The sequence below is a fragment of the Xanthomonas sp. GPE 39 genome, assembly GCF_000963005.1.
Classification (GTDB): domain Bacteria; phylum Pseudomonadota; class Gammaproteobacteria; order Xanthomonadales; family Xanthomonadaceae; genus Xanthomonas_A.
This window is the reverse complement of record NZ_JZHZ01000007.1, coordinates 3391760-3416187: the sequence shown is the minus strand read 5'-3', so window position 1 is coordinate 3416187 and position 24428 is coordinate 3391760. Positions and strand designations below refer to the sequence as shown.

The 24428-nt window shown below is 63.1% G+C and carries 26 protein-coding genes; 17 read left to right on the top strand and 9 right to left on the bottom strand.

What is annotated here, in order from left to right; genetic code table 11:
• Nucleotides 1-7: 7 nt before the first annotated feature.
• Nucleotides 8-619 carry a YbhB/YbcL family Raf kinase inhibitor-like protein gene (locus tag XALGPE39_RS14360; protein WP_045728761.1) on the top strand — a complete coding sequence of 204 codons (612 nt, stop codon included), beginning with the start codon at nucleotides 8-10 and terminating at the stop codon, nucleotides 617-619.
• A gap of 57 nt (nucleotides 620-676) precedes the next feature.
• Here XALGPE39_RS14360 and XALGPE39_RS14355 read toward each other — a convergent pair whose 3' ends face one another.
• Nucleotides 677-1468: an undecaprenyl-diphosphate phosphatase gene (locus XALGPE39_RS14355; protein WP_045728760.1), complete on the bottom strand. Its 792-nt coding sequence runs from the start codon at nucleotides 1466-1468 to the stop codon at nucleotides 677-679.
• 226 nt (nucleotides 1469-1694) lie between these two features.
• Between XALGPE39_RS14355 and glnA the strand changes: the two genes are divergently transcribed.
• The 6 genes from glnA (at nucleotide 1695) to XALGPE39_RS14325 (ending at nucleotide 8841) form a co-directional block, all read left to right on the top strand.
• The gene (gene glnA / locus XALGPE39_RS14350; protein WP_045729254.1) at nucleotides 1695-3104 is read left to right on the top strand and encodes a type I glutamate--ammonia ligase; all 1410 of its coding nucleotides are present in this window, start codon (nucleotides 1695-1697) and stop codon (nucleotides 3102-3104) included.
• Between the two features lie 324 nt (nucleotides 3105-3428).
• Nucleotides 3429-3767 (top strand): P-II family nitrogen regulator, encoded by a 339-nt coding sequence (locus XALGPE39_RS14345; protein ID WP_012917562.1) that lies wholly within the window; start codon nucleotides 3429-3431, stop codon nucleotides 3765-3767.
• Nucleotides 3768-3789: 22 nt separating this feature from the next.
• On the top strand, nucleotides 3790-5226 hold the full coding sequence (gene amt / locus XALGPE39_RS14340) for an ammonium transporter (protein WP_045729253.1): 1437 nt from the start codon (nucleotides 3790-3792) through the stop codon (nucleotides 5224-5226).
• Nucleotides 5227-5532: 306 nt separating this feature from the next.
• Nucleotides 5533-6570, top strand: a complete 1038-nt coding sequence (locus XALGPE39_RS14335) for an ATP-binding protein (protein WP_200893888.1) — start codon at nucleotides 5533-5535, stop codon at nucleotides 6568-6570.
• 10 nt (nucleotides 6571-6580) lie between these two features.
• Nucleotides 6581-8005 (top strand): nitrogen regulation protein NR(I), encoded by a 1425-nt coding sequence (gene ntrC, locus XALGPE39_RS14330; protein WP_045728759.1) that lies wholly within the window; start codon nucleotides 6581-6583, stop codon nucleotides 8003-8005.
• A 254-nt stretch (nucleotides 8006-8259) separates the two neighbouring features.
• Nucleotides 8260-8841: a superoxide dismutase family protein gene (locus XALGPE39_RS14325; RefSeq protein WP_045729251.1), complete on the top strand. Its 582-nt coding sequence runs from the start codon at nucleotides 8260-8262 to the stop codon at nucleotides 8839-8841.
• 341 nt (nucleotides 8842-9182) lie between these two features.
• On the opposite strand, the gene XALGPE39_RS14320 is transcribed toward XALGPE39_RS14325, so the two are convergent.
• On the bottom strand, nucleotides 9183-10067 hold the full coding sequence (locus XALGPE39_RS14320; RefSeq protein ID WP_045728758.1) for a hypothetical protein: 885 nt from the start codon (nucleotides 10065-10067) through the stop codon (nucleotides 9183-9185).
• A gap of 102 nt (nucleotides 10068-10169) precedes the next feature.
• Between XALGPE39_RS14320 and XALGPE39_RS14315 the strand changes: the two genes are divergently transcribed.
• A complete protein-coding gene (locus XALGPE39_RS14315; RefSeq protein WP_045728757.1) occupies nucleotides 10170-11450 on the top strand; it encodes an acetyl-CoA C-acetyltransferase in 1281 nt (426 codons plus the stop codon).
• Between the two features lie 130 nt (nucleotides 11451-11580).
• On the opposite strand, the gene XALGPE39_RS14310 is transcribed toward XALGPE39_RS14315, so the two are convergent.
• The 3 genes from XALGPE39_RS14310 to XALGPE39_RS14300 form a co-directional block, all read right to left on the bottom strand.
• Nucleotides 11581-12822 carry a heme biosynthesis HemY N-terminal domain-containing protein gene (locus tag XALGPE39_RS14310; RefSeq protein WP_045728756.1) on the bottom strand — a complete coding sequence of 414 codons (1242 nt, stop codon included), beginning with the start codon at nucleotides 12820-12822 and terminating at the stop codon, nucleotides 11581-11583.
• Nucleotides 12819-13799: a uroporphyrinogen-III C-methyltransferase gene (locus XALGPE39_RS14305; RefSeq protein WP_045728755.1), complete on the bottom strand. Its 981-nt coding sequence runs from the start codon at nucleotides 13797-13799 to the stop codon at nucleotides 12819-12821. The genes XALGPE39_RS14310 and XALGPE39_RS14305 overlap by 4 nt, the downstream gene beginning before the upstream one ends.
• A 121-nt stretch (nucleotides 13800-13920) precedes the next feature.
• Nucleotides 13921-14706 carry a uroporphyrinogen-III synthase gene (locus XALGPE39_RS14300; RefSeq protein ID WP_045728754.1) on the bottom strand — a complete coding sequence of 262 codons (786 nt, stop codon included), beginning with the start codon at nucleotides 14704-14706 and terminating at the stop codon, nucleotides 13921-13923.
• Nucleotides 14707-14738: 32 nt separating this feature from the next.
• Here XALGPE39_RS14300 and XALGPE39_RS14295 point away from each other — a divergent pair, with 32 nt between their 5' ends.
• The 5 genes from XALGPE39_RS14295 to XALGPE39_RS14275 all read left to right on the top strand — a co-directional run bounded on the left by XALGPE39_RS14295 (nucleotide 14739) and on the right by XALGPE39_RS14275 (nucleotide 17810).
• Nucleotides 14739-15209, top strand: coding sequence for a YiiD C-terminal domain-containing protein (locus XALGPE39_RS14295; protein WP_045728753.1), 471 nt, complete (start codon nucleotides 14739-14741; stop codon nucleotides 15207-15209).
• A 45-nt stretch (nucleotides 15210-15254) separates the two neighbouring features.
• Nucleotides 15255-15674, top strand: coding sequence for a hypothetical protein (locus tag XALGPE39_RS14290; protein WP_045728752.1), 420 nt, complete (start codon nucleotides 15255-15257; stop codon nucleotides 15672-15674).
• A 53-nt stretch (nucleotides 15675-15727) separates the two neighbouring features.
• The gene (locus XALGPE39_RS14285) at nucleotides 15728-16162 is read left to right on the top strand and encodes a rhodanese-like domain-containing protein (RefSeq protein ID WP_045728751.1); all 435 of its coding nucleotides are present in this window, start codon (nucleotides 15728-15730) and stop codon (nucleotides 16160-16162) included.
• 88 nt (nucleotides 16163-16250) lie between these two features.
• Nucleotides 16251-16769 (top strand): protein-export chaperone SecB, encoded by a 519-nt coding sequence (gene secB / locus XALGPE39_RS14280; protein ID WP_045728750.1) that lies wholly within the window; start codon nucleotides 16251-16253, stop codon nucleotides 16767-16769.
• Between the two features lie 18 nt (nucleotides 16770-16787).
• Entirely contained in the window at nucleotides 16788-17810 is a 1023-nt protein-coding gene (locus XALGPE39_RS14275; protein WP_045728749.1) for an NAD(P)H-dependent glycerol-3-phosphate dehydrogenase, read from the top strand.
• A gap of 184 nt (nucleotides 17811-17994) precedes the next feature.
• Here the strand turns inward: XALGPE39_RS14275 and XALGPE39_RS14270 are convergent, their stop codons facing one another.
• The 3 genes from XALGPE39_RS14270 to XALGPE39_RS15850 form a co-directional block, all read right to left on the bottom strand.
• Nucleotides 17995-18597, bottom strand: coding sequence for an Ax21 family protein (locus XALGPE39_RS14270; protein ID WP_045728748.1), 603 nt, complete (start codon nucleotides 18595-18597; stop codon nucleotides 17995-17997).
• Between the two features lie 195 nt (nucleotides 18598-18792).
• Nucleotides 18793-19272: a tRNA (uridine(34)/cytosine(34)/5-carboxymethylaminomethyluridine(34)-2'-O)-methyltransferase TrmL gene (gene trmL, locus XALGPE39_RS14265; RefSeq protein WP_045728747.1), complete on the bottom strand. Its 480-nt coding sequence runs from the start codon at nucleotides 19270-19272 to the stop codon at nucleotides 18793-18795.
• Nucleotides 19273-19313: 41 nt separating this feature from the next.
• Nucleotides 19314-19901 (bottom strand): hypothetical protein, encoded by a 588-nt coding sequence (locus XALGPE39_RS15850; RefSeq protein WP_152624919.1) that lies wholly within the window; start codon nucleotides 19899-19901, stop codon nucleotides 19314-19316.
• A 245-nt stretch (nucleotides 19902-20146) separates the two neighbouring features.
• Here XALGPE39_RS15850 and XALGPE39_RS14255 point away from each other — a divergent pair, with 245 nt between their 5' ends.
• From XALGPE39_RS14255 to XALGPE39_RS14240, 4 genes are all read left to right on the top strand, one after another.
• Nucleotides 20147-20464, top strand: a complete 318-nt coding sequence (locus XALGPE39_RS14255; protein WP_045728745.1) for a DUF4156 domain-containing protein — start codon at nucleotides 20147-20149, stop codon at nucleotides 20462-20464.
• 101 nt (nucleotides 20465-20565) lie between these two features.
• Complete coding sequence (locus tag XALGPE39_RS14250; RefSeq protein WP_045728744.1) at nucleotides 20566-21582, top strand: 3-oxoacyl-ACP synthase III; 1017 nt, start codon at nucleotides 20566-20568, stop codon at nucleotides 21580-21582.
• A 655-nt stretch (nucleotides 21583-22237) separates the two neighbouring features.
• The gene (locus XALGPE39_RS14245) at nucleotides 22238-23143 is read left to right on the top strand and encodes an alpha/beta fold hydrolase (protein WP_045728743.1); all 906 of its coding nucleotides are present in this window, start codon (nucleotides 22238-22240) and stop codon (nucleotides 23141-23143) included.
• 292 nt (nucleotides 23144-23435) lie between these two features.
• Complete coding sequence (locus tag XALGPE39_RS14240; RefSeq protein WP_200893887.1) at nucleotides 23436-23924, top strand: hypothetical protein; 489 nt, start codon at nucleotides 23436-23438, stop codon at nucleotides 23922-23924.
• A 114-nt stretch (nucleotides 23925-24038) separates the two neighbouring features.
• Here XALGPE39_RS14240 and XALGPE39_RS14235 read toward each other — a convergent pair whose 3' ends face one another.
• Entirely contained in the window at nucleotides 24039-24413 is a 375-nt protein-coding gene (locus XALGPE39_RS14235) for a YkgJ family cysteine cluster protein (protein ID WP_045728741.1), read from the bottom strand.
• Nucleotides 24414-24428: the final 15 nt, after the last annotated feature.

The window sequence follows — 24428 nt, the reverse complement described above, 5'->3', positions numbered from 1 at the left end:
TTCCCGTATGCGCCTTCGCAGTGACAGCTTGCAGCCCGGCCAACCGCTTGCCGCGACCTATGCGATGGGGCAGCCCGACGGTTTCGGCGGCAATCGCAATCCGCATCTGGCTTGGGACGAGGTACCGTCTACGACCCGCTCGTTCGCCCTGTTGTGCATCGATCCGGACGTACCGACCGTGGCCGAGATGGTCGGCCGCGCCGATGTGCGGATTCCGGTCGAGCAGCCGCGCACGGAATTCATCCATTGGGTCATGGTGGATCTGCCGGCGGATGCGCGCGCGATTGCCGAAGGCAGCGCCAGCGACGGCGTGGTGGTCAAGGGCAAACAGCAACCGCCCGGCCTGGAGGGCGCGCGGCAGGGACTGAACAGCTACACCGACTGGTTCGCCGGCGACGCGGCGATGGGCGGCGACTATTACGGCTACGACGGCCCGTATCCGCCGGCCAACGATCTGCGCGTGCATCGTTATTTCTTTCGCCTGTTCGCGCTGGACGTCGCCCGACTCGATCTACCGGCGCGCTTTACTGGCGCCGACGCGCTGCGTGCGATGCAGGGTCACGTGGTGGCCGAAGCCACTGTGTACGGCACTTACAGCCTCAATCCCGCCTTGGCTTGAATCGCTTACCTTTCGGAACAGGGATTGGGGCAAGGGCGAGCCGGATCGCCCGTGCCATCACGCTGCCGGCAGCCATAGCAGCAGCGCCGTGCCCAGCGCGATGCGATACGCCGCGAAGGCGGTGAACCGGTGCGATTTGATGTAGCCCAACAGCCACCTCACCACCATGAAGCCGGTCACCAGCGCCGCGGCGAAGGCGATGCTCACGTCGCCCCAGTTCTCGCTGCCCAGCGCGCCGTGCTTGTACAGTTCCAGGAAGGAGTAGGCGCTGGCCGCGAACATGGTCGGGATTCCGAGCAGGAAAGCAAAATCGGCTGCGGCCGAGCGCTTGCTCAGGCCAAGCAGCATCGCCAGGAAGATCGTCGCCGCCGAGCGTGAGGTGCCGGGGAACACGCCGGCCACCACTTGTGCCAGGCCGACCGCGATGGCTACTTTCCAAGTGACCGTCTCGCGCTCGGGCAGTCGGCTTGCGATCTGCTCGGCCACCAGCATCCACACGCCACCGATCACCAGCGCCCAGGCCACCGGATGCACGCTCTCCGGCAACTGCCAGCCAGCCTTGCGCACCGTCAAGCCGACCACGGCAGTGACCAGGAATGCCGCGCTCAGCTTGAACACATAGTCGCGGTTGGCGCGGTCCCCCAGGCCGGTTGCCAGTGCCCACAGCCGCTGCCGGTACACCAGTGTGGTCGCCAGGATTGAGCCGGCCTGAATGACGATGTTGAAGAAGTCCGAGCGGTGGCCGAGCCATTGCTCGGCGATCAGCAGGTGCCCGGTGCTGGAGACAGGCAGGAATTCGGTCAGGCCTTCGATGATGCCCAACAACAGGGCGGACAGCGGGTCGCTCATGGAGGAGATTGGCTCAATGGGATGGGGGCAGGAGATGTACGCAAGGATAGAGCATTGAATTGCGCACCGCAGTGGTGCATTTCATGGCAATTGCATCACAATGGTGCGAAATGTCCGCACCATCTGTGTGCATTCCCTGTAAATTCAATGGCTTGTGAAGTCTACGAAGTTGGCATGTGGATTGCTCATAATTTCTCGTGCCATTCATAAACTGAGGTTGTATCTGATGTCTGCGGAAACTATTGAGAAGCTGGTTAAGGACAACAAGATCGAGTTCGTCGACCTGCGCTTCGTCGACATGCGCGGCGTGCAGCAGCACGTCACGTTCCCGGTCAGCATCATCGAGCCGGCACTGTTCGAAGAGGGCAAGATGTTCGACGGCAGCTCGATCGCCGGCTGGAAGGGCATCAATGAGTCGGACATGGTCCTGCTGCCGGACGCTGACACGGCTTTCCTCGACCCGTTCATGGCCGACCCGACCCTGGTGCTGACCTGCGACATCCTTGATCCGGCGACCATGCAGAGCTATGCGCGCGATCCGCGCGGCGTGGCCAAGCGCGCCGAGGCTTATCTGAAGTCCAGCGGTATCGCCGATCAGGCGTTCTTCGGCCCGGAGCCGGAATTCTTCATCTTCGACGGCGTGCGTTTCGGCAACGACATGGGCCACACCTTCTTCAAGATCGACTCGGAAGAAGCGGCCTGGAGCAGCGGCAGCAAGATCGAAGGCGGTAACAGCGGTTATCGTCCGGCGGTCAAGGGTGGCTACTTCCCGGTGCCGCCGACCGACTCGCTGCAGGATCTGCGCGCGGAAATGTGCAAGACCCTGGAGCAGGTCGGCATCGAAGTCGAGGTGCACCACCACGAGGTTGCCACCGCTGGTCAGTGTGAAATCGGCACCAAGTTCAACTCGCTGGTGAAGAAGGCCGACGAGCTGATGATGATGAAGTACATCATCAAGAACGTCGCCTATCGCAACGGCAAGACCGTGACCTTCATGCCCAAGCCGATCGTCGGCGACAACGGCTCGGGCATGCACGTGCACCAGTCGCTTGCCAAGGGCGGCGCCAACCTGTTCTCCGGCGACGGCTATGGCGGCCTGTCGCAGATGGCGCTGTGGTACATCGGCGGCATTTTCAAGCATGCCAAGGCGATCAATGCCTTCACCAACTCCGGTACCAACAGCTACAAGCGTCTGGTCCCCGGCTTCGAAGCACCGGTGATGCTGGCCTACTCGGCGCGCAACCGCTCGGCCTCGTGCCGCATCCCGTGGGTGTCCAACCCGAAGGCCCGCCGCATCGAAATCCGCTTCCCGGATCCGCTGCAGTCCGGCTACCTGACCTTCGCCGCGCTGATGATGGCCGGCCTGGACGGTATCAAGAACCAGATCGACCCGGGCGCGCCCAGCGACAAGGATCTGTACGACCTGCCGCCTGAGGAAGAGAAGAAAATCCCGCAGGTCTGCTCGAGCCTGGATCAGGCCTTGGAAGCGCTGGATGCCGACCGTGAGTTCCTCAAGGCTGGCGGCGTGTTCACCGACGACTTCATCGATGGCTACATCGCGCTGAAGATGCAGGAAGTGACCAAGTTCCGTGCCGCGACTCACCCACTGGAATATCAGCTGTATTACGCCAACTGAGTTGCATGCGCAGCGACGGCGAAGGTTTCTTGCTTCGTCATCGCCGCTGCTGGTCCGGCTGGGGAGCCGGGCCAGTGGCTTGCGCTAGTCATCAGACTTTCGGCGGATAGAGCAGGGGTATCCACGCAACACCGCGCTTGCGTGCCGTGGGCCACGTTCCCTCCCACGTTGCCGCTACCGTCGCACTTCACAAGGGTGTGTCGCGTCGCGGCGTGATTCACGGAATGCTTCGCGCAGCAGTATTCGCGCCGTTCGCGGCGCACAGACGTGCCACGCGCCGGACAGCGTTCGGCGGTTGTTTCCTTCCATCAACGGGATATGCGCATGAAACTGATCACCGCCATCATCCGGCCATTCAAGCTCGACGAGGTCCGCGAGGCCTTGTCGCAGGCGGGTGTGTCCGGCATCACCGTCACCGAGGTCAAGGGCTTCGGTCGGCAGAAGGGTCATACCGAGTTGTACCGCGGCGCCGAATACGTCGTCGACTTCCTGCCCAAGATTAAGATCGAAACGGTGGTGACCGACGAACACCTGGAGGCCGTGGTCGAGGCGATCCAGGCCGCCGCCGGGACCGGCAAGATCGGCGACGGCAAGATCTTTGTCACCGCGATCGAGCAGGTTGTCCGCATCCGTACCGGCGAGATCGGCGCCGATGCGCTCTAATCCCATCCTGGAACCCTTGATCATGAAGACAGGTTTGTTTTCCGGGTGGAAGTCCCGGTTCTATGCGGCGTGCATGCTGATCCTGGTTGGCGCGATGGCGGCGAGTGTGCCGGGCAGCGTATTGGCTCAGGCGCAGATCACGCCGGTGTCCACGGCGAACGTGCAGACCGAGCAACTGACGCCGCCGCCCGCGCCGGCCACCGCTGCCACACCCGCCGCCGCGCCGGTGGTGGACAAGGGCGACGTTGCCTGGATGTTGACCTCCACCTTGCTGGTGCTGCTGATGGTGGTGCCGGGCTTGGCCCTGTTCTACGGCGGGATGGTGCGCGCCAAGAACGTGTTGTCGGTGCTGATCCAGGTCGGTGTGGTGTTTTGCCTGATCGCGGTGCTGTGGGTGGTGTACGGCTACAGCTTGGCCTTCGCCGATGGCGGCGCGTTCATTGGAACGCTCAACAAGGCTCTGCTGACCGGAGTGGATACCACCACGTTGGCCGATACGTTCTCCAAGGGCTTCAAGCTGCCTGAGTATGTGTTCGTCGCGTTCCAGCTGACTTTCGCTGGCATCACCGGCGCGCTGATCGTCGGCGCTTTCGCCGAGCGGGTGAAGTTCGCCGCCGTGTTGTTGTTTGTCGTCATCTGGTTCACTGCCGGCTACCTGCCGCTGGCGCATATGGTGTGGTCGACCCCGGGCTTCCTGTTCGGCAAGGGAGCGCTGGACTTCGCTGGTGGCACCGTGGTCCACATCAATGCGGGCGTGGCCGGCTTGGTTGGCTCTTACTTCGTCGGCAAGCGTCTGGGGTTTGGTCATGCCGCGATGAAGCCGCACAACGTCACTCTGACTTTCGTCGGTGCGTCGTTGTTGTGGGTGGGCTGGTTCGGCTTCAATGCCGGTTCGGCGTTGGAAGCCAATGCCATCGCCGCGCTGGCGTTCCTCAATACGCTGCTGGCGACCGCTGCCGCGGTGTTGGCCTGGTCGTTGACCGAGAAGGTGGTCAAGGGCAAGTCCTCGGCGTTGGGCGTTGCCTCGGGCATGGTGGCCGGTCTGGTCGGCATCACCCCGGCTGCCGGTACGGTAGGACCGTTTGGCGCCATTGCCATCGGTGCCGCCGCTGGCGTCATCTGCGTGTGGGGCGTCACCGGGCTGAAAAAGCTGCTCAACGCCGATGACACGCTGGACGTGTTCGGTGTGCATGGTGTCGGCGGCATCGTCGGTGCGCTTTTGACTGGCGTGTTCACCGACAAGGCGCTGGGTGGCACCGGTTACGCCACAGGGGTGACCATGGGCCACCAACTGCTGGTGCAGGCTACCGGCGTCGGTTTGACCGTGCTGTGGATCGGCATCGTCTCCGTGGTGGGTTTTCTTGTCGCCAAGGCGGTGGTCGGCCTGCGGGTGTCGGAAGACGCCGAGCGCCAGGGTCTGGACATCACCTCGCACGGCGAATCGGCCTACGAGTCCTGAGCATCACCGGCTCGCGACCCCGTGGTCGCGGGACTCGGAACGGTATAGGTGCGGCCGGCGTTTTCGCCGGCCCGCACGACCCGAGGCCTTCACGACGGACGCTCCCTGGGGCGTAAGGATGCCCGTGTTCCCAGCGATCGAGGTATTTGCCGTGGATGCTCGCTTCGCCCGATGCTGTTTTTTCCGTGGTCCTGCCGCTGGCGCAGTCTGGTGCGCGGGCACGGCAACAGTGCAATTGGACCGCTGTGTGGCCGGTTATCCGGTGAGTGTCGGGTCAGTCGCTCATTTTTGCACTATATTGGTGCGATGACGATGAGCGCCGCGCCGCCCCCGCTTTCCGCCCTCATCACCCCGGTCGTCTGGGCTGATGCCGACGGCCTCCTGCGTGGCGCCAACCCCGCGTTCACGCGCTGGCTCGGGGTCAGCGTGCGTCGCTTGCTCGACCAGCCGTTGGCTTCGCTGGAACTACAGGGCGACGCGCTGGCGCGGTTCCTGCGCAACGACGAGCGCGATGTGTTGCGCCTGCATCGCATGGCCTTGGCTATTCCCGGCGAGGCGCCGCGCTTCGCCGAGGGATGGTTGTCGCGGCTGGACGATGGCGGCTGGCTACTGGAGGCGCATCCAGTCGATGAGTTTCCCACCCTGGACCCGGCGCAAGTCTTGCCCAGTGCGTTGAGCGCCGCGCTGAAAGGCCTGGCCCACGAGCTGCGCAATCCATTGGCCGGGCTCAAGGGCGCGGCGCAGTTGCTGGCGCGCCGCGCGCAACACCGTGAGGAGGACGAACACGAACTGATCGAATTGATCGGAGCGGAGATCGAGCGCCTCAACAGTTTGCTCGACCAGTTGTTGTCGCCGGCGCCAGCGCGGCCGCATGCCATGCTCAACATCCACGCGGTGCTCGAACGTGTATTGCGCCTTGCCGAGTCGGAGGGTGGTTGGTCGGTGCGCCTGCAACGCGATTACGACCCCAGTATTCCCGAGTTCCTTGGCGATGCCGACCGTCTCACCCAGGCGGTGTGGAATCTGGTGCGCAACGCGATCCAGGCCGGTGCCGCACAGGTCACTTTGCGCACCCGTGTCGAACACGGCCAGCGCATTCGCGACAGCGTGCATTCGCTCGGCCTGCGCCTTGACATCGTCGATGACGGTCGTGGCGTGCCCGAGGAATTGGCCGAACATCTGTTCCTGCCGCTGGTCAGCGGCCGTGCCGAAGGTAGCGGGTTGGGCTTGGCGCTGGCGCAGCAGGTGGCGCGTGAACATGCTGGTTTATTGAGTTTCCGCTCCCGCCCCGGGCACACCGTGTTCACCCTGTTACTGCCGCAAGCCGCTGCGGACACCGATTAGGAGCACTGCGATGACCGACTCCCTACACGGAACGCAACGCATCTGGGTGGTCGACGATGACCGCTCCGTCCGCTTCGTGTTGTCCACCGCGCTGCGTGATGCAGGCTATAGCGTGGACAGTTTCGACAGCGCCATCGCCGCCTTGCAGGCATTGGTGGAACGCTCGCCTCCGGATCTGCTATTCACCGATGTCCGCATGCCCGGTGACGATGGCCTGGTGTTGCTGGACAAACTCAAAGCCGCGCATCCGCAGTTGCCGGTGATCGTGATGTCCGCCTATACCGATGTGGCCAGCACCGCTGGTGCGTTCCGCGGCGGTGCCCACGAATTCTTATCCAAGCCGTTCGACCTGGACGATGCGGTGGCACTGGCCGCGCGCGCCTTACCCGAGTCCAGCGCCAGCGTCGTGGCCACGCCGCCGGCCTCCGCGCAGGGCAGTGCCGAACTAATCGGCGACACTCCGGCGATGCGCGCGTTGTTCCGTGCCATTGGTCGCCTGGCGCAAGCGCCGTTGTCGGTGTTGATCAACGGCGAGACTGGCACTGGTAAGGAGCTGGTCGCACACGCGCTGCACAACGAGTCGCCGCGTGCGCGCAAACCGTTCGTCGCGCTCAACACTGCGGCGATTCCGACCGAACTGCTGGAGAGCGAACTGTTCGGCCACGAGGCTGGCGCTTTCACCGGCGCGCAGCGGCGTCACATCGGCCGCTTCGAACAGGCTGATGGCGGTACCTTGTTTCTCGACGAAATCGGCGACATGCCACTGCCGTTGCAAACGCGCTTGCTGCGCGTGCTGGCCGAGAACGAATTCTTCCGCGTTGGTGGTCGCGAGTTGATCCGCGTGGACGTGCGGGTGATCGCTGCGACCCACCAGGATCTGGAAGCGTTGGTCGAACAGGGCCGTTTCCGCGCCGATCTGTTGCATCGTCTGGATGTGGTGCGGCTGCAACTGCCGCCGTTACGCGAGCGGCGCACCGACGTGCCACAACTGGCCGAGAATTTTTTGGCGATGGCCGCACGCAAGCTCGACACGCCACCCAAGCGGCTGTCGCCGGCTGCATTGGCCTCGTTACGCGACTATGCCTGGCCGGGCAACGTGCGCGAACTGGAGAACGTGTGCTGGCGTTTGGCCGCGCTGGCTCCGGCTGAGGTGATCGATGCGCACGATGTCGATAGCGCGTTGCTGCGCGGTGGCCGTCGCGAGCGCAGCGTCGAAAGCGGCGAGTGGGAGACACAATTGTCGGCCTGGGCGCAGCAGCGCTTGTCCGATGGTGCTGAGGGCCTGCATGCTGAAGCGCGCGAGCGCTTCGACAAGGCGCTGCTGGAAGTCGCCCTGCGCTTCACGCATGGCCGTCGCGCCGAAGCCGCCGCACGCCTGGGCGTGGGCCGCAATACCGTGACCCGTAAGCTTGGCCCGGGCCGGCACCGGCGCTGAAACGGGTTGCCTGGTTGCTCGCAACGGGTGCACAGATGCACATCGGTGGCAATGACGTTGAAGCGGACCTGCTTTGGCAAAAGAGCGCATCTATGCACGCGACGTTATGGCAGTGTCGTATCGGCGATCCGTCGCCGCGCAACGGGTAACGAGGCGACGCCACTTCGGCTGCCGGTTAGACTGGCACGCCGCGCTTGCTTTCATGTGGTTTGCACGGTGGCCTTTTTCTCTATTGCATACAGGAGTCGATGCCGATGCGTTGTGGATTACATGGTCTCGTCGGAAGCGGGTTGTTGATGTTGGCTGCGTGCAGTAGTACGCCGCACTCAGCGCCATCCCATCCGCCGCCCAAGGCCACGACGCTGCCCAGCGTCGGTACCGCGCAACAGGCGCAGGCGGTGTTGGCACCTGCCTCCGGCAGTCTGGTGAGTGGCAAGCTGTCGTTGGTCGCGGCGCCCGGTGGTGTGCGCATCACCGGTACGCTCGGTGGCTTGCAGCCAAACCATACCTTTGCTTTTCATCTGCATGAGCGTGGCGACTGCAGTGCGGCTGACGCAAGTAGTGCAGGTGGCGATTTCAATCCGCTCGACGCTGCGCAAGGACGGTCCAGCAAGAGTCCGCGCCATGCCGGCGAGATCGATCACCTCACCGCCAATGCCGAGGGTACCGTTCAGATCGATGTGCTGCTGCGCGGCAGTGTGCTCGGTGGTGGCGCGGCCAACGACATCGTGGGCCGTGCGCTGATCGTGCATACGGATCCTGACGACAACCGCGGCCAACCGGCTGGCAATTCCGATGGGCGCGTGTCCTGCGGGGTGATCACGGTACTGCGTTGATCGGCACAGCGTGGCGTGTTCCCACCCTGGCGAGCCTGGATCCTGCAACGAAGCGACGAGGGAGAGCGGCTGTAGGTCTTCTCCCCTCTGCTCTGCTTTCTCGTGCCGATGTGCAACAAGCACGGTTGCTAGTGACACGATGACGCATGCGTCGATGCGGTTTGCATGCACTGGAAATGCGGATGCGCAAACCCGTTCGTCTCTTGTTACCAGCAGGACCCATCGCACGTCAGCTACTGACGGCGAAGTGTTTGCTGGATGGCGTTTTTCCGCGACAATTGGTCGCCATTACATACTTGGATGCGCCGTCATCCGGTGCGGTGCAGCTTGTCGCTGTCTGGTCAGGATTCCAGTGCCTGTCTGGCGTCGTGGCCGCTCTCGCAGTGCACGTACAGCACAGGCATGCCGTGGGCTTCCAGCACGGCGGCCAGTTGCCGCTGACGTGCTAGATACTGCTCGTAGATTCGCTGCAGGCGGTCGCAGTCCTGATGGTCGTAGGCATAGTGTGCACACCAGCCGGCTGGGGCGAATAGGGCCATGCGCACCTCGCCACCGCGATAACACAGCAGCGGCTCGGGCGGGCTTTCCAGCCATTGTTCCTGTTCCGGCGCCAGCAGCGCAGTCTCGATCAGTGGCCACAGCGCGGCAAGCCCCTGATGCTCGTACTGCATCGACATCATGGCCGCCAGATCGTTGACCGTCAGGTAGCGAGCATGCTCGATCTGCGCGCCGAAGCCATGCTGCATTAGCAGCGCCGTGTCCGCTTGCGCCATGCCTTGCGCCAGCAGCACGTCTTCCAACGTCTCGGCTACTGGCTGTACGACGACCGTCGGTCCGCTGAGTAGGAACGGCACCACGCGCAGTGCAGCTCCGCGGAGCGTGGCATCGGCCTGGAACGGTAACGGCACGCTGCCGTCGGCATCGGCGCCGAATGCGAGCAGGCGTGGACCGTCGTCACGTCCTGGCGCGCGTGCGCGCAGTTCGTCCAGACGCCGGTGCACTGGCCAGCCCGGTCGTAACACCTCGGCTGGATCGAAGTGCGCGCCGGCCAAGCTCAGGTCCAGTTCGCGTACCGCCGGTACCAACTGTGCGAGATCGCGGCCGATCTTTTCCGCCAACTCGGCGGTGAGTGCATGCGGCAATGCTGCATGCGCCGGTTCGCGCCCGGAAGACAGTTCAAGGGCGATCACACCACAGACATTGTTGCTGGTGAGGATTTGGCTCATGGTTGGCGGTTGGCCTGTCGCGGACGCATAGCTACACTCGCTTCATTATGCCTGCGCTAACGTGGAGGCGATCTTACCGACTTCCTCGCGCGAGGTGATCTCATGCCAGTAGCCCGCCCTGTCGCTATTCTCGGCGGCGTCCGTATTCCGTTTTGTCGCCAGAACACGGTGTATGCGGATGTCGGGAACCTCGGCATGTCGGTGCGCACGCTGGGTGCGCTGGTGGAGCGCTACGGCCTCCACGGCCAGCAGTTGGGCGAAGTGGCGATGGGCGCGGTGATCAAGCATGCCAGCGATTGGAATCTTGGTCGCGAGGCGGCACTGTCGTCGGGGCTGTCGCCGCTGACTCCCGGCATCACCCTGCAGCGCGCGTGCGGGACCAGCCTGGACAGCATTATCACGGTGGCGAACAAAATCGCGCTCGGGCAGATCGAATCTGGGATCGGCGGCGGTTCGGACACCACATCCGAAGTGCCGATCGTCTATGGCAAAAAGTTGCGCGCGCGTCTGCTGGCCGCCAACCGTGCCAAGACGGCTGGTGACAAGTTGCGCGTGCTCACCCGCAATTTCAAGTTCGCTGAACTCAAGCCCGAGTTCCCCGGTGTGGTCGAGCCGCGTACCGGCAAAAGCATGGGCGAGCATTGCGAGGACATGGCCAAGCAGTGGAGCATCGCGCGTGATTCGCAAGATGCCTGGGCGGTGTCCTCGCACAAGAAACTGGCGGCAGCCTACGCGCGCGGCTTCTTCGCCGACTTGATCGTGCCATTCCGTGGCGTGGAGCGCGACAACATTCTGCGCGCGGATACGTCGCTGGAAAAATTGGCGACGTTGAAGCCGGCCTTCGATAAGGCCAGTGGCCGCGGCACCCTGACCGCCGCCAATTCCACCCCGCTGACCGATGGGGCCGCAGCGGTGTTGCTTGCCTCCGAGGAATGGGCGCGGGCGCATGGTCATGCGCCAATGGCCTATCTGCGCGACGTACACGTGTCGGCGGTGGATTTCGTGCATGGCGAGGGCCTGTTGATGGCACCGACGGTGGCTGTGCCGGAAATGCTCAAGCGTCACGGACTGGGCCTGCAGGATTTCGATATCTACGAAATCCACGAAGCTTTCGCCGCGCAGGTGTTGTGCACGCTGCGCGCCTGGGAGAGCGAGGACTACTGCCGCACGCGTCTGGGTTTGGATGCGCCGCTGGGGCAGATCGATCCGGCCAAGATCAATCCGCTGGGATCCTCGCTCGCCACCGGTCACCCGTTCGCCGCGACAGGGGCGCGCATTGTCTCGACCGTCGCCAAGCAATTGGTCGAGCGGGGCGGAGGTCGTGCGTTGATCTCGATCTGCACCGCTGGCGGGATGGGCGTGGTGGCGATCGTCGAGCGCTGAAGTGTCGGCTGTCCGCGCTGCAAGACCGTGCGGCGTGATGGTCAGAGGGTGTCTTACCTACGCGCCGCTTACGCTGCGTTGTAGTTTGTGTGCACGGTGACGGCGATGGTATAGCGCATGCCGTCGCAGTTCAGTCTTGCCGTTGCGTAAAGCCGTCGTCCTGTGGATCGTGCGGCGACGGGGGCACCTGCGTGGGTAATGGCAACGCCTGCTCGCCGCGCTGCACGCGCAGCGCATTGGCATAGCAGTGCTGCGCGGCGAGCGTGTCGCCGGCCTCGGCATATCCATCGCCCAATACCTCCCAGGCCTCGGCACTGGGGTCGAGCGTCAGCGCCCGGTGCAGGAACTCTTCGGCTTGCGGCCACTGCTGCTGGTGGCGGGCCAAGCGAGCCAGCGTCAGCAACAGCGCCGGGCTGTCAGGATGCTGCTGCAGCCAGCGTTGTGCGCTGGCGTGGCGCGTATCGTATCGCTGCATCGGCAGGCGTCCGTACAGCACCGCCAAGCCCTCGTCCCAGCGCGTGTCCAGCGCCTGTTCCAGACTGCGCAGTGCCGCATCGTCCCAGCCCAAGGCAGCGGCACGCAATGCATAGGTCCCAACCACATCCGGCTCGCTGCTCAGCGATTTGGCTAGGCTTTCCCAACGCTCGGCGAGTGCGTTGGCATCGCTGGCCTGTTCCAGCGATGCGCTGGCCAGACGGGTTTCCAGCGCGGCGATGGCGTCCAATGGCAGCGCTTGTTGCCGGCGGATCGCGCCAAGTTGGCCATAGGCCTCGTTGGCGCGACCGATCTGGATCAGTGCTTCGGTACGCAGTAACAGTCCGCGAGGCGGTAGCGGCTGCGCCGCCGCCACGTCGAGCGTGTTGATCGCATCCACCGGGCGCTCCCGGTCCAGATAGCGTTCGGCCTGCAGCAGTGCGTGGGCACAGGCATCACGTTCGGCCAGGTGCCGCAGATGGCGCTCGACCGCGTGTGTATCGCCACGCGCGTCGGCCACACGGACTGCGGCGATCAGGGCAATCACGCTCACGTCTGGATCTTGCGCTGCGGTATCCAGTTGTTTTTCCGCACGCGTCCACTGGCCGTTGTGCACGGCGGTCAGCCCCTCGATCAGGCGTGCTCGCGATTGTTTACGGCGATGTTGGCCCCAAGCGCGGAACGGAAAACTCAGCACGTTTCCGATCAGCCACAGCAGCAGGAACGCGATCACCAGCAGCAACGCGGCCTGCGGGAGTGATGCGATGTAGTCGGTGTCGCCGGCACGCACGATCACTTCGCCGAATTCGCGCAGTTGCTCCTGCGCCAGCCATTGCGCGCCGATCACGCCGAGTGCGATCACGATCAGGAGCACGATCAGGGAACGGAAAGATTTCATGAGTGGCTCCTTGCGTCGCGCAGGGTGCGTAGTTGCTGCAGGGTGGTTCCCAACTCGGGAATCGTCGGGCGCAGGTCGGCATTACCCAGCGTGCGCAGGGTGTCGCGACATGCACGTAGCTGCGGCGATTCCGGCCAGAGCCGTTGCAGCCACCTGCCGGCACGCGCCAGGGCGCTGCGGTAGCCGCGCGCGTCGCCACGCTCCAGCGCCGCACGGGCCAGGGTCAGGTCCAACTGCAGGGCGTCGCGGGCAGCCACGCGTTCCGAGCGAGCGGCCAGCACTCCGCCTTGTGCTGGACGAATCTTGATCAGCGGCGCCAGCAAACGCTGCCACAACGGTTGCTGTGCGCTCTCCGGCAGCCGCGTGGGCAGTGCATCGATACTGGCGGCGAAGGCGTCCAGTTGTGCCGATAAACGCGCCTGTGGTCCTTCGCCGAGCGCATCCAAGGCGGTACGTTCCTGTAGCAGGGTTTGCCGCAGGTTGAGGAATTGTGGGTCGTCGATGCCATCGAGCACGCCGCTGGCCAGTGCGTAGGCGCGCCGCGCACCTTGCGCATCGCCTGCAAGCAGTAGGCGTTGTTGCCCCTGGTTGAGGAGCAGTTCGACTTCGTCCAGGCGCAGCGCCTGCGCGCCGTGGCGATTGGAATCGGCCAGTTTTGCCACGTTGGCTTCGAGCAGCGCGCTGCGCTGGCTCAATCCGAGCATTTCGTCGCGCAACACGCGATTGGTACTCGCTGCGTCCTGGAGCCGCTGTACGGTGGCGCGTTGATCGCTGCGTAGAACTTCAAGGTTCTGTTGCAAGGCCTGCAATTGCTGCTGGACTTCCGACTGCAGCACTCGCTCGCGTGCGCTGCGTGCCTGCCACCAGTTCCAACCACGCCAGCCGGTGGCCCCAAGCGCCAGCACTGTGGCAGCGACCAACAGCAGCCCGATCCAGTGCAAGGAACGGCGTGGTGTGGATAGAGTGTCGTCGGTCATTGGCAGCATCCTTATCCTTCATGGCTTTCGCCCCGTTGCAAACTAAGGTGAAGGTCGGCACCTCGCTACCGGAGCATGGCGTGTGCGGCACCGTGGCCGCAAGCCAGTTGTTCGCCCGCGTTCAGCGAGGTCGTGGATGTGTCATCGTGGCCGCAGCGGCTGCAGCCAATTGCTGCGGCAGCGGTCCGGCCGCGCGAGTGATGTCGGTAAAGCCCAGCTCGGCGGCCAGCGCTGCCAAACGCGCGCTGGCAGCGACCAGGGGTTGCGTGCGCCAGGCTGTAAGCAGGTCGTCGGGCAGTTGCGCCACGATCAATTGCAGCGCCTCGCCACTGCTCAACGCCAGTACGCCGGACCCGACGGTGCGCAGTTGCGCGATCCGTTGTGGCTTGAGTTGTAGCGGTACGCGCTCATACACGTCCGCGCGCAGCAGTGGCGTGCCGCGCGCCTGCAGTTGCGTGGCGATCATGCCACGGCCGCCGGGTGCGGTGACCAATCCGACCGGTGCAGCAACAGCCGCCAGTTGCGGCAGGGCCAACAGTCCATCGCTATCCATCCGTGTCGGCACTGCCACGTCGGCGATACCGTGGCGGTGTAGTGCGCGTGCGGTGCCGGCACCGACCGCCAGCCAGCACTGGTCCGCCCTGGAGACCAACGGCTGCAGCGCCGCCGCTGCGCGTACCGCCGCCGGGCTGCTGAAGATCACCCGTGGTGCGGCCAGCGCTTGAGCCAGTGTGCTGCGGGTGGTGCTATCGGTGCGGCCTTGCAGACGCCAGGGCGACACTGCCAGCAGACGCGCGCCATGGCGTGCGGCGGCCCGCCGCAGTGGTTCATGTTCGCCGAGCGGGCGCAGTGAAATCAGCGTCCAAGCTACCGCCGCGGTGGTTGCATATGTGCTCATGCCAGGCATTATGCGAGCCTTACTGGCCGAACAATCGCACCATGACAACGGATTTCTCTTTCGATGCGTTCTTGCAGCAGTTGCAACGGCAGTTCGAGGCGATGCCGCCGGCGGCGGCGTTGCAGGTCACGCTGCAGGGCTATGCCGAGCGACGCTTGCATATGAGCGCGCCGCTGGCGGCGAACATCAACGACAAAGGTAATGCCTTCGGCGGTAGTTTGGGTTCGGTGATGACGTTGGCCGGCTGGGCACTGGTCAATTGCGAACTGCACCAGGCCCGATTGCATGGCGATGTGTACGTCGCCGATACGCAGGTGCGCTATCTGGCCCCGCTCTACGCTGACTTGCATACCCAGGCCGCTGCAGAGGAGGGTGCCGACTGGGACGTGTTTGTGGACACCTTCCGCCAGCGTGGTCGTGCCCGGATCGGCATCCAGGCCCAGGTGGGCGCGCTTGGCGCGGCGGCGTCGGCGACGCTGAGCGGGCGCTTCGTTGCCATTGCCAAAGGATAGAATGCACGCATCGCACGCGCTGCGCGCCGCCCCGGGGGATCTGTCATGCACTCGATGTTCCGCACGCTTGTGCTGGTGTTGTTGCTGGGTTGCTTCGGCACGGCCATAGCCGGTAGTCGCGCGCAACAGCGCAAACTGGACGATTTGCAGACTGCCTACGCCGCCGCGATTCGCTGGAGCGAGTTCGAGTCGGCCTGGCAGGCGGTGGACCCGGTCTACCGGCAAGCGCACCCGCTGACCGACATGCAACTGGAGCGCTACCGTCAGATTCAGATTTCCTCTTATCGGGTCGGAGCCGCCATGGCGAGCGATGGTGAGGTGCAGCGCGAAATCGAACTGGGGGTGATCAACCGCAACACCCAGGCCGAGCGTAGCGTCCGCTACCACGAACGCTGGCGTTGGGATGCCGAGGCCAAGACCTGGTGGTTGCAGGATGGCCTGCCGGATCTATGGAATGGCCAGTAGCGCGGCCATCTAGCTGTGCGACAATCTGCGCCCGTTTCCAGTCTCCGATTCCCGTGAACTCCCAAGAACTGTTGGCCTTCGCCGGTCGCAATCCGATGTTGGCCATGGCCCTGGTTGGCCTGACCATCGCCTTGGTCGTCACCGAAGTGGCGCGCCTGTTTCGCGGCTATAAGGGCTTGCGCCCGGCCGAACTGACCCGGCTGATCAATGCTGGCAATACAGTGGTGGTGGACCTGTCGGCTTCGGCTGATTTCGAAAAGGGCCATATCGCCGGGAGCCGCAGCGCTTTACCTAGTCAGTTCGGTCCGCAACACAAGCTGGTGAGCAATGCCAAGTCGCAGCCGGTGGTACTGGTGTGCCGTACCGGTACTACCGCCGACGGCGCAGCCAAACAATTGAAGAAGGCTGGCTTCGAGCAGGTTTACGTGCTCGATGGCGGCATCGCCGCTTGGCAGCAGGCCGAGTTGCCACTGGTCAAAGGCCGCTGAGGCGCGCCATCGCCGGCCCTCGAGTCGTATGGCTGGCATGTGATAATCCCGTTTTGTTCTATTACTGAATCCACCGGAGTCAAAATTAATGTCCGATGTCACCAACAACGGCGCGGCTGCGCCGACCGAAGCTGCGGCTGGCCCCGCTTTCACCATCGAGAAGATCTACGTCAAGGACGTTTCGTTCGAGTCGCGTAATGCGCCGTTGGTGTTCAACGATAACGCACAGCCGGAATTGCAGCTCAACCTCAATCAGCGCGTGCAGCGCCTGAACGAGCAGGCGTTCGAAGTGGTGCTCGGCGTGACGCTGACCTGCACCGCCGCTGGCAAGACCGCTTACGTGGCCGAAGTGCAGCAGGCTGGTGTGTTTGGTTTGATCGGCCTGGAGCCGCAGGCAGTGGACGTACTGCTTGGTACGCAATGCCCAAGCATCCTGTTCCCCTACGTGCGTTCGTTGGTCAGCGATTTGATTCAGGCCGGCGGTTTTCCTCCGTTCTTCCTGCAGCCGATTAACTTCGAGGCGCTGTACGCCGAGACCCTGCGCCAGCGTGCGCAGCAGGGCGAGGACCAGGCGCTGGCCGATTCGGAGCCGGCAGGCAACGCCTGAGCGCGTCCGCCATTACGCATGCGCGATAACGCCAAGAAGATCGCCGTTCTCGGTGCCGGTTCCTGGGGGACGGCCTTGGCCGCGCTTACCGCACGGCATGGTTTTGCGACCGTGTTATGGGGGCGTGACCTCAGTGTCGCTGAGGCCATCGCGCAGCGCCACGAGAATCCACGTTATCTGCCGGCCATTGCGTTGCCGGCAACGCTGCAGGCCACCACCGATCTGGCGGCGGCTGTCCACGGCGCCGACTGGATCCTGGTGGTAGTGCCGTCGCATGCGTTCACCCAGACCATGCGTCAGCTCGCCCCGTTGCGGCCGGCGCAGGCAGGCGTGGCTTGGGCGACCAAGGGCTTCGAGCCAGGTTCCGGGCGCTTCCTGCATGAGGTGGCGCAGGAGATCCTGGGTCAGCACGTGCCACTGGCGGTCGTCACCGGTCCTTCCTTTGCGAAGGAAGTGGCACTGAACCTGCCGACTGCGGTGACCGTGCATGGCGATGCCGCGTTCGCGCAACAGGTCGCCGGAGCGATGCATGGACCGACCTTCCGTGCCTACACCGGCGACGACATGATTGGCGCCGAGCTGGGTGGGGCGATGAAGAACGTGTTGGCGGTCGCCACCGGTGTGGCCGATGGCATGGAGTTGGGCTTGAACGCGCGCGCTGGGCTGATTACCCGCGGCCTCAACGAGATGCTGCGGCTGGCTGCGGCGATTGGCGCCAAACCGGAAACACTGATGGGCCTGGCCGGACTTGGCGATCTGGTGCTGACCTGTACCGGCGACCTATCGCGTAATCGCCGCCTGGGCCTGGCCCTGGGGCGCGGGCAACCGTTACAGGAAGCGGTGCGTGCGATTGGCCAGGTTGTCGAGTCGGTGCAGACGGCTGACGAGGTGATGCGCCAGGCCGAGCGTCATGGGATTGACCTGCCGATCTCCAATGCCGTGCGTGCCGTATTGCACGGCGAACTGACCCCGGCCGCTGGCTTGCAGCAGTTGCTGGCGCGTGAGCAGAAGCCGGAGTACCCGGCCACCCTGTTCAGCTGATTCGAGCCAGGCTCGACCGATTGCGCGCCTGGCTACGCCGGGCGTTTTCGTATGCGTTGCCGTAAACGGCGTCGTTGTCTGCGATCGATTGGTCGCGCAAAAAAAAAGCCCGGTCGTGAGACCGGGCTTTCAGAGCCGCGCGCGGCGGGAGAGAAGACGTCGCGCGTGGCGCTAGGACAAGCGCTTACCAGCTGAAGCGCGGGCCGACGAACCATTCTTTGGTGCCGTGGCGGTCCATCTTCATGTCGCCGCTCAGGCTCCAGTTCTGATTGAGCTTGGCTTCACCACCGATAACGCCGTAGAAACGGCCTTCCGGGTTGATGCCGTCTTTCTTGAGGTAATCCTCGTAGCCGCCCAGTGCATACACTTCCAGGTACGGATTGAAGGCGGTGCGGATACCGGCTTCGGCGCTCCAGCCGTTGAAATTGGTTTTTCTCGACAGGTCCACATCGCCGATACTGGTGTTTTTAGGTATGCCCAGACGGTTGTAAGCAATACGGGTCACCAGATCGGTGCTGTTCGCGATCTCGTAGTTGTAGCCAGCGCCGATACGCCAATGGTTGACGTGGAAATTGCCGAAATCGCTATTCTGGCGGTTGAAATCGCCGAACACGCTGAAGTTCGGGTGGAACGCGTAGGAGCCCTTCACGGCCCAGCCGTCGGCGTCGCCGCCGTTGTCGGTCTGGGCGTAACCGGCTTCAGCGTAGTTGTAGGAAATGCCTTCGGCGGCCGAAGCGGCGAACGGCAGGGTGGCCAACAGGCCCAGGGCAAGCAGAGAGGTCTTCATAATAATCGGGTACCTTCGTTATGGGTGTGTGGGCGCTGAGGCGTGATGCCGTTCGCTGCCGTTTGTAAATTATCCGTTATCTATCCGAACTTGCCCTGAATTTAAAGCGGAGATTTCTCGCTGTGTTCAGGAAGTTCTGGGGTGTAATTGCTTGACTTGGCAAGGTTAATTGGGCTGTAAATTTTTTGTAGCTATTCACACAGCGTCGGCGAATCCCAGCTGTCGCCATGCTTCGAACACCACGACCGCCACGGCGTTGGACAGGTTGAGGCTGCGGTTGTTTGGGCGCATCGGCAGGCGCAGCCGCTGTGTGGGCGGGATCGCTTCCAGTACCTCGGCGGGTAGGCCTCGGGTTTCCGGGCCGAACAAAAACGCGTCGCCATCTGTGAACGCGGGAGCATCGTAACGGACGCATCCGCGCGTACTCAGTGCGAACAGGCGTTGCGGGGCGACCGTTTGCAACGCGACGTTCAGCGAGGCATGCACCTGCAACTGAGCATATTCGTGATAGTCCAGACCAGCGCGCTTGAGTTGCTTGTCGCTAAGGTCGAAGCCCAGCGGCTCGATCAGGTGCAACTGTGCACCGGTATTGGCGCACAGGCGGATGACGTTGCCCGTATTCGGCGGGATCTCGGGTTGGAACAGCAGAACGTGCAGCTTCGGTGTGGCAGTCATGGGCGCAGTTTACGCGCCGGGATAGGTGTCGCGCGGGTCAATTATGGCGTCAGGTCACTCGCCAGTGCCTGAGCACACTGCCGCAACACACTGCCCGCGCCATTGCCGAGCGCGAAGATCCCCTCCAGTTTGGCATCTGGGTGTACATACACCGTCGCCAGGGTGAGCAGGTGTGGGCTGGCGGCTTGCTCCACATCGCGCAGGGCGATCAGGTCGGCCGACGGGCGTACTCGCACTGCGGCAAGGGTGACGATGTGGTCCGACAGTACAGCGCGGTGCTGGGCGAGCTGCTCGGCGGAAGGGTGCACCTGAACAATTCCCAGGGTGGTGATGCGGGGAGCAGCGAGTGCCGATGTGACGCACAGGGCTGCAATGGCCGCAGCCAGCAGGAAGGGGGCGGTTTTCATTGATGGCCTCATTGGTGCTTTTGATTTGTGGTGTTGTAGTAAAGTAAAACACCAAGTGAGAAAGGGCAAGCTCTCTTGGCTGTTGCGCGTTTCAATTAAGTTGAAATTCATTTTTCTGTGGCATTTACTCCATGAAGAGATCTTGCTGCAACGACAATCGATTGTTTTATAAGGAATTGACTCGTGCGATGGTGTGCGCGAGCCGGTCAGGGCTTCCCGCATGTATCTGTCATATTCCAGCGCTGCATTAAGCTCACGAGCAGATGGGTGTGTTCGCCAACGCCAAGATGTGGTTGATCGCGAAACAGAGAAGGCACGCCTGCGTCGCGCCATCGGGCTCTGAGCTTGCCAACGCTGATCGAGATGGCCGACACCCGTGGCCCACGCTGCGGCATCGAGCCAGTGAACGTCATCGTCGATTCAGCGATGTGCGCCACAATCCGAGTCCACCTGCCAGCGAACTGCCCATGCGCCTATTGATCCTGTCTTTCCTGCTTGTCAGTCTCGCCGCCTGCACCTGGGTGCCGATGGCGCCGGAAGGTAAGAGTGTCCGGGTGCTGCTGCCTGGGCAGGCCGTCGCTGGTTGCGAGAAGCGCGGCGAGGTGGCTGTGTCAGTGAAGAGCAGCGTCGGCTTCTACCAGCGCAATCCGCTGCGGGTGCGGGAAGAGTTGGAGACCCTGGCCCGCAACGAGGCGTCGGGTGTGGGCGCCAACACAGTGCAAGCCATGGGCGAGCCGAGCAATGGCGAGCAGCGTTTTGTCGCCTACCAGTGCAGCGGATCCTGAATCGCTCAGGCCATACGCTCTCGCTGGATCTGTTAAAGATGCGCTAAAACCGAGCAGCCGCTAGAATTGGTGCCCCTCGCCTTACCCTGGCGTACACCTCGATGCTCTTTAACAATGTCTCCATCGCGGGGCTGGCGCACATTGATGCGCCGCACACGTTGACTTCTAAGCAGATCAACGAGCGTCTGCAGCCGACATACCAACGGCTGGGGATCCGTGCCGATGCCCTGGGCGATATCGCCGGTATCCATGCGCGGCGCATGTGGGACCAGGGCATGCAGGCGTCCGACGTGGCCACGCTGGCCGCGCGCAAGGCGATGCAGGATGCGGGGATCGAGGCCAACCAGGTCGGTCTGCTGGTCAATACCTCGGTCAGTCGCGACTATCTGGAGCCGTCCACGGCCAGCATCGTTTCGGGCAACCTGGGCGTTGGCGAGCAGTGCATGACCTTCGACGTCGCCAATGCCTGCCTGGCCTTCATCAACGGCATGGATATCGCGGCGCGGATGATTGAGCGCCGCGAAATTGATTACGCCTTGGTCGTCGATGGCGAGACTGCCAACCTGCTCTACGAGAAGACCCTGGAACGGATGACCTCGCCGGAGGTGACCGCGAACGAATTCCGCGATGAGCTGGCCGCGCTGACGTTGGGCTGTGGTGCCGTGGCGATGGTGATGGCGCGTGCCGAACTGGTGCCGGACGCGCCGCGTTACCGTGGCTGTGTGACCCGTTCGGCCACCGAATGGAACAAGCTGTGCCGTGGCAATCTGGACCGCATGGTCACTGACACCCGGATGCTGTTGATCGAAGGCCTCAAGCTGGCGCATAAGACCTTTGCCGCCGCCAAGCAGGCGCTGGGCTGGGCGGTGGATGAACTGGATCAGTTCGTCATCCATCAGGTCAGCCTGCCGCATACGCAAGCCTTCATCAAGAATTTCGGCATCGATCCCAAGAAGGTCATGACCATCTTTGGCGAACACGGCAACATCGGCCCCGCCAGCGTGCCGATCGTGTTGAGCAAACTGAAAGAACTGGGCCGGCTGAAGAAGGGCGACCGCATCGCATTGATGGGCATCGGCTCTGGCCTGAATTGCTCGATGGCCGAGGTGGTGTGGTAGGCGGCGCGAGAAGCGTGCTTGCAGCGTCCATAGCAAAGCGAACATGTATAGATTTTTGGGAAAATTAGACAGGTTCGCTCTGGCGAGCAGATAAAATCCATTTCTCTTTGCATGTACTTGCCAGCATGCCGATCCATGCGTTGAACCGGCTCTGTGCAGCGCGTCTGGACATCAACGACAGCATGCTTCGTCTACGCCGGAAACGGCTTTAGTGGCGGGATCAATATTGGCGGCTTCTCCAGGCGCTGCGCGAGCAAGACGAATGCAGCAGCCAAGTGTTGTACATGCCCGATACTCTCGCCATCACTGCGGCATAGACAGGCGCGACGGGCGTGGCGATCAAACGTTGTTGCAGTCTCCAAGTAACGCCTGTGTCAGAGCGCGCTCAGTTCCATCGCCAGGACTTGATCCACGATCTGTTCAATCTCCAGGCCGCTCGATCGGCTGGCACAGGATGGGGTCTTGCAGAAGCTCAGAGTCGGGCGCAACAACTATGATGTGAACCGGCCACTATTCGAATTGCTTGGACGCGGTGCCGACACCCCGGAGCGTGGCTGACGCACTTTCGTCTCGGTGCGTGCGCTGCGCATGCAGATGTTGGAACGCGATGTCTGTCTCCCACTACCGTCTCCGCCCACGAGAAGTGTCCATTGGCATGAACTACCCCGGCTATCCCTTCACTCCGCAGCGCTTCCAGGTTCGTCCGGGTGTGCAGATGTCCTACCTCGACGAAGGTCCGCGCGACGGCGAGGTGGTGCTGATGCTGCATGGCAATCCGTCGTGGAGCTATCTGTGGCGCACGCTGGTGACCGGACTGTCGGACCGATACCGCTGCATCGTGCCCGACCACATCGGCATGGGGCTTTCTGACAAACCGGACGATGCCCCCGGTGCGCAACCAGGCTATGACTACACGCTGCAGTCGCGTGTGGACGATCTCGATGCACTGTTGCGGCATCTGCGCATCGACGGCCCGGTGACGTTGGCCGTGCACGATTGGGGCGGCATGATCGGCTTCGGCTGGGCGCTATCGCATCCCGCGCAGGTCCGGCGCCTGGTGATCACCAACACGGCGGCGTTTCCGCTGCCGGCAGCCAAGCCGATGCCGTGGCAGATCGCCATGGGCAGACACTGGCGTTTGGGCGAGTGGTTCATCCGTACCTTCAACGCATTCTCCGCTGGCGCATCGTGGTTGGGCGTGTCGCGACGCATGCCAGCCGACGTGCGTCGCGCTTACGTGGCGCCCTACGACACGTGGGCCAACCGCATTTCCACGATCCGCTTCATGCAGGATATTCCGCTATCGCCCGCGGACCCGGCGTGGTCGTTACTGGAGCGCGCGGCGCAGGCGTTACCTGGCTTCGCTGATCGTCCCGCATTCATCGGCTGGGGGTTGCGCGATATCTGCTTCGATCACCATTTCCTTGAGGGATTTCGCCGCGCGCTGCCGCAGGCCGAGGTCATGGCGTTCGAGGATGCCAACCACTATGTGTTGGAAGACAAACACGAGGTGTTGGTGCCGGCGATCCGCAGGTTTCTGGACGCGCATCCGTTGACGTGAGTGTGCGCCTGCGTGAAATGAAGGCGAGTTTGGCGTAAGCGTTGCTGGCAATGCGGTGCGATGGCATGGCGTTGTTGTCCATGCTGTCCATGCTGTCCATGCGGATTTCTGGATCACCCAGGGCGGTCACGGCCGCCTACGTCGCCAACGGCTGCATTGGTAGGCGTGCGAGGCTGTTGAAATGCAACCGATTGCCGCCCCGTCATAAGAGCACCAAGATAGAGTGTAGATGCGTTGTGCATGCGGTCCGCCGCATCGAGCGATTGATTGAAACCGACAGGAGACAAATCCAGTGAAAGCAATGGCAATGTCGATGTTAATGATGTCGATGAGCAGTACGGGTGTGCACGCGGAAGACCTGACGACTTCCCACGATGGCAAGACGCTGGTGGTCGGTTTCGGCCAGCCAACCATCAAGCAGGTGCTGCATTATCGGAAGATGTACGATAAAAAACCGTTCCCCGATGCCGAGCTCTATTACTACAGCAACGGCGTTTACAAGCTCATTTCCCAGGGCGAGAATCATTACGGCGTGTACGTGCTGCAAGGCAGTTTTGATGACCAGACCTATACCGTCAGGTTCATTTCCTTGCCTTCCGAAGATTGGGGCAACAAGACCGCCTTCCATCAATTGACGTTCGTGCGTGGCGAGCAGCAGAACGTGTTCATCCAGAACGCTATCGTCGATACCGGCGAAGCCATTGCCCAGCAGAACGGCACTTACACCCAGGAAAAGAACACCGTGGCCAATCCGGTGCCAACCGGGTGGAAGCACAAGTGAACCGTGTCCACGCCTGTGCGTGGGGCAGCGGCCGCAGCGCCGCACTGGACCCGGTCGGCACAGTGCAATAAAGCCTGTCCGGTGCAGACGGTCGCGACCTCCCTCGCGACCGCCTCAAGCATCCGGAAGGTTGCGCTCGATCACCCCGTCCCAGTCTGCTTCGTTCAAGAGTGAGAGCCCGTGTGCCAGCCGTGCCTTGTCGCATTGCGCACTGCGTTCGCCGAACTCCAGTGAGGCGGGAACCGCCGCACACACGGAGGGGCGCTGGGTGTGGATCGTGCAGCGGCTGTAGCGACCGATGTCGGCATCCAGCGCGACGCAGCGCGGTTGCGCTTGCGAGGTTCCGCGCATCGCCCGCTCGTGCGTGCGTAGCGGTTCGGTGAGGTCCAACGGCACTCTGCCGCCGAGTGCGGGATCGGCTTCGCTCCAGTGGAAACTGACGCGAAAGTAAGCGCAGCAAGCGCCGCAAGTGAGGCAGGGATGAGCCATGACACAGCCGGATTT

Coding starts and splice junctions, on each gene's coding strand:
- XALGPE39_RS14360 (WP_045728761.1), top strand. CDS start 8: ATGCGCCTTCGCAGTGACAGCTTGCAGCCCGGCCAACCGCTTGCCGCG.
- XALGPE39_RS14355 (WP_045728760.1), bottom strand. CDS start 1,468: ATGAGCGACCCGCTGTCCGCCCTGTTGTTGGGCATCATCGAAGGCCTG.
- glnA (WP_045729254.1), top strand. CDS start 1,695: ATGTCTGCGGAAACTATTGAGAAGCTGGTTAAGGACAACAAGATCGAG.
- XALGPE39_RS14345 (WP_012917562.1), top strand. CDS start 3,429: ATGAAACTGATCACCGCCATCATCCGGCCATTCAAGCTCGACGAGGTC.
- amt (WP_045729253.1), top strand. CDS start 3,790: ATGAAGACAGGTTTGTTTTCCGGGTGGAAGTCCCGGTTCTATGCGGCG.
- XALGPE39_RS14335 (WP_200893888.1), top strand. CDS start 5,533: ATGACGATGAGCGCCGCGCCGCCCCCGCTTTCCGCCCTCATCACCCCG.
- ntrC (WP_045728759.1), top strand. CDS start 6,581: ATGACCGACTCCCTACACGGAACGCAACGCATCTGGGTGGTCGACGAT.
- XALGPE39_RS14325 (WP_045729251.1), top strand. CDS start 8,260: ATGCGTTGTGGATTACATGGTCTCGTCGGAAGCGGGTTGTTGATGTTG.
- XALGPE39_RS14320 (WP_045728758.1), bottom strand. CDS start 10,067: ATGAGCCAAATCCTCACCAGCAACAATGTCTGTGGTGTGATCGCCCTT.
- XALGPE39_RS14315 (WP_045728757.1), top strand. CDS start 10,170: ATGCCAGTAGCCCGCCCTGTCGCTATTCTCGGCGGCGTCCGTATTCCG.
- XALGPE39_RS14310 (WP_045728756.1), bottom strand. CDS start 12,822: ATGAAATCTTTCCGTTCCCTGATCGTGCTCCTGATCGTGATCGCACTC.
- XALGPE39_RS14305 (WP_045728755.1), bottom strand. CDS start 13,799: ATGACCGACGACACTCTATCCACACCACGCCGTTCCTTGCACTGGATC.
- XALGPE39_RS14300 (WP_045728754.1), bottom strand. CDS start 14,706: ATGCCTGGCATGAGCACATATGCAACCACCGCGGCGGTAGCTTGGACG.
- XALGPE39_RS14295 (WP_045728753.1), top strand. CDS start 14,739: ATGACAACGGATTTCTCTTTCGATGCGTTCTTGCAGCAGTTGCAACGG.
- XALGPE39_RS14290 (WP_045728752.1), top strand. CDS start 15,255: ATGCACTCGATGTTCCGCACGCTTGTGCTGGTGTTGTTGCTGGGTTGC.
- secB (WP_045728750.1), top strand. CDS start 16,251: ATGTCCGATGTCACCAACAACGGCGCGGCTGCGCCGACCGAAGCTGCG.
- XALGPE39_RS14275 (WP_045728749.1), top strand. CDS start 16,788: ATGCGCGATAACGCCAAGAAGATCGCCGTTCTCGGTGCCGGTTCCTGG.
- XALGPE39_RS14270 (WP_045728748.1), bottom strand. CDS start 18,597: ATGAAGACCTCTCTGCTTGCCCTGGGCCTGTTGGCCACCCTGCCGTTC.
- trmL (WP_045728747.1), bottom strand. CDS start 19,272: ATGACTGCCACACCGAAGCTGCACGTTCTGCTGTTCCAACCCGAGATC.
- XALGPE39_RS15850 (WP_152624919.1), bottom strand. CDS start 19,901: ATGCGGGAAGCCCTGACCGGCTCGCGCACACCATCGCACGAGTCAATT.
- XALGPE39_RS14255 (WP_045728745.1), top strand. CDS start 20,147: ATGCGCCTATTGATCCTGTCTTTCCTGCTTGTCAGTCTCGCCGCCTGC.
- XALGPE39_RS14250 (WP_045728744.1), top strand. CDS start 20,566: ATGCTCTTTAACAATGTCTCCATCGCGGGGCTGGCGCACATTGATGCG.
- XALGPE39_RS14245 (WP_045728743.1), top strand. CDS start 22,238: ATGAACTACCCCGGCTATCCCTTCACTCCGCAGCGCTTCCAGGTTCGT.
- XALGPE39_RS14235 (WP_045728741.1), bottom strand. CDS start 24,413: ATGGCTCATCCCTGCCTCACTTGCGGCGCTTGCTGCGCTTACTTTCGC.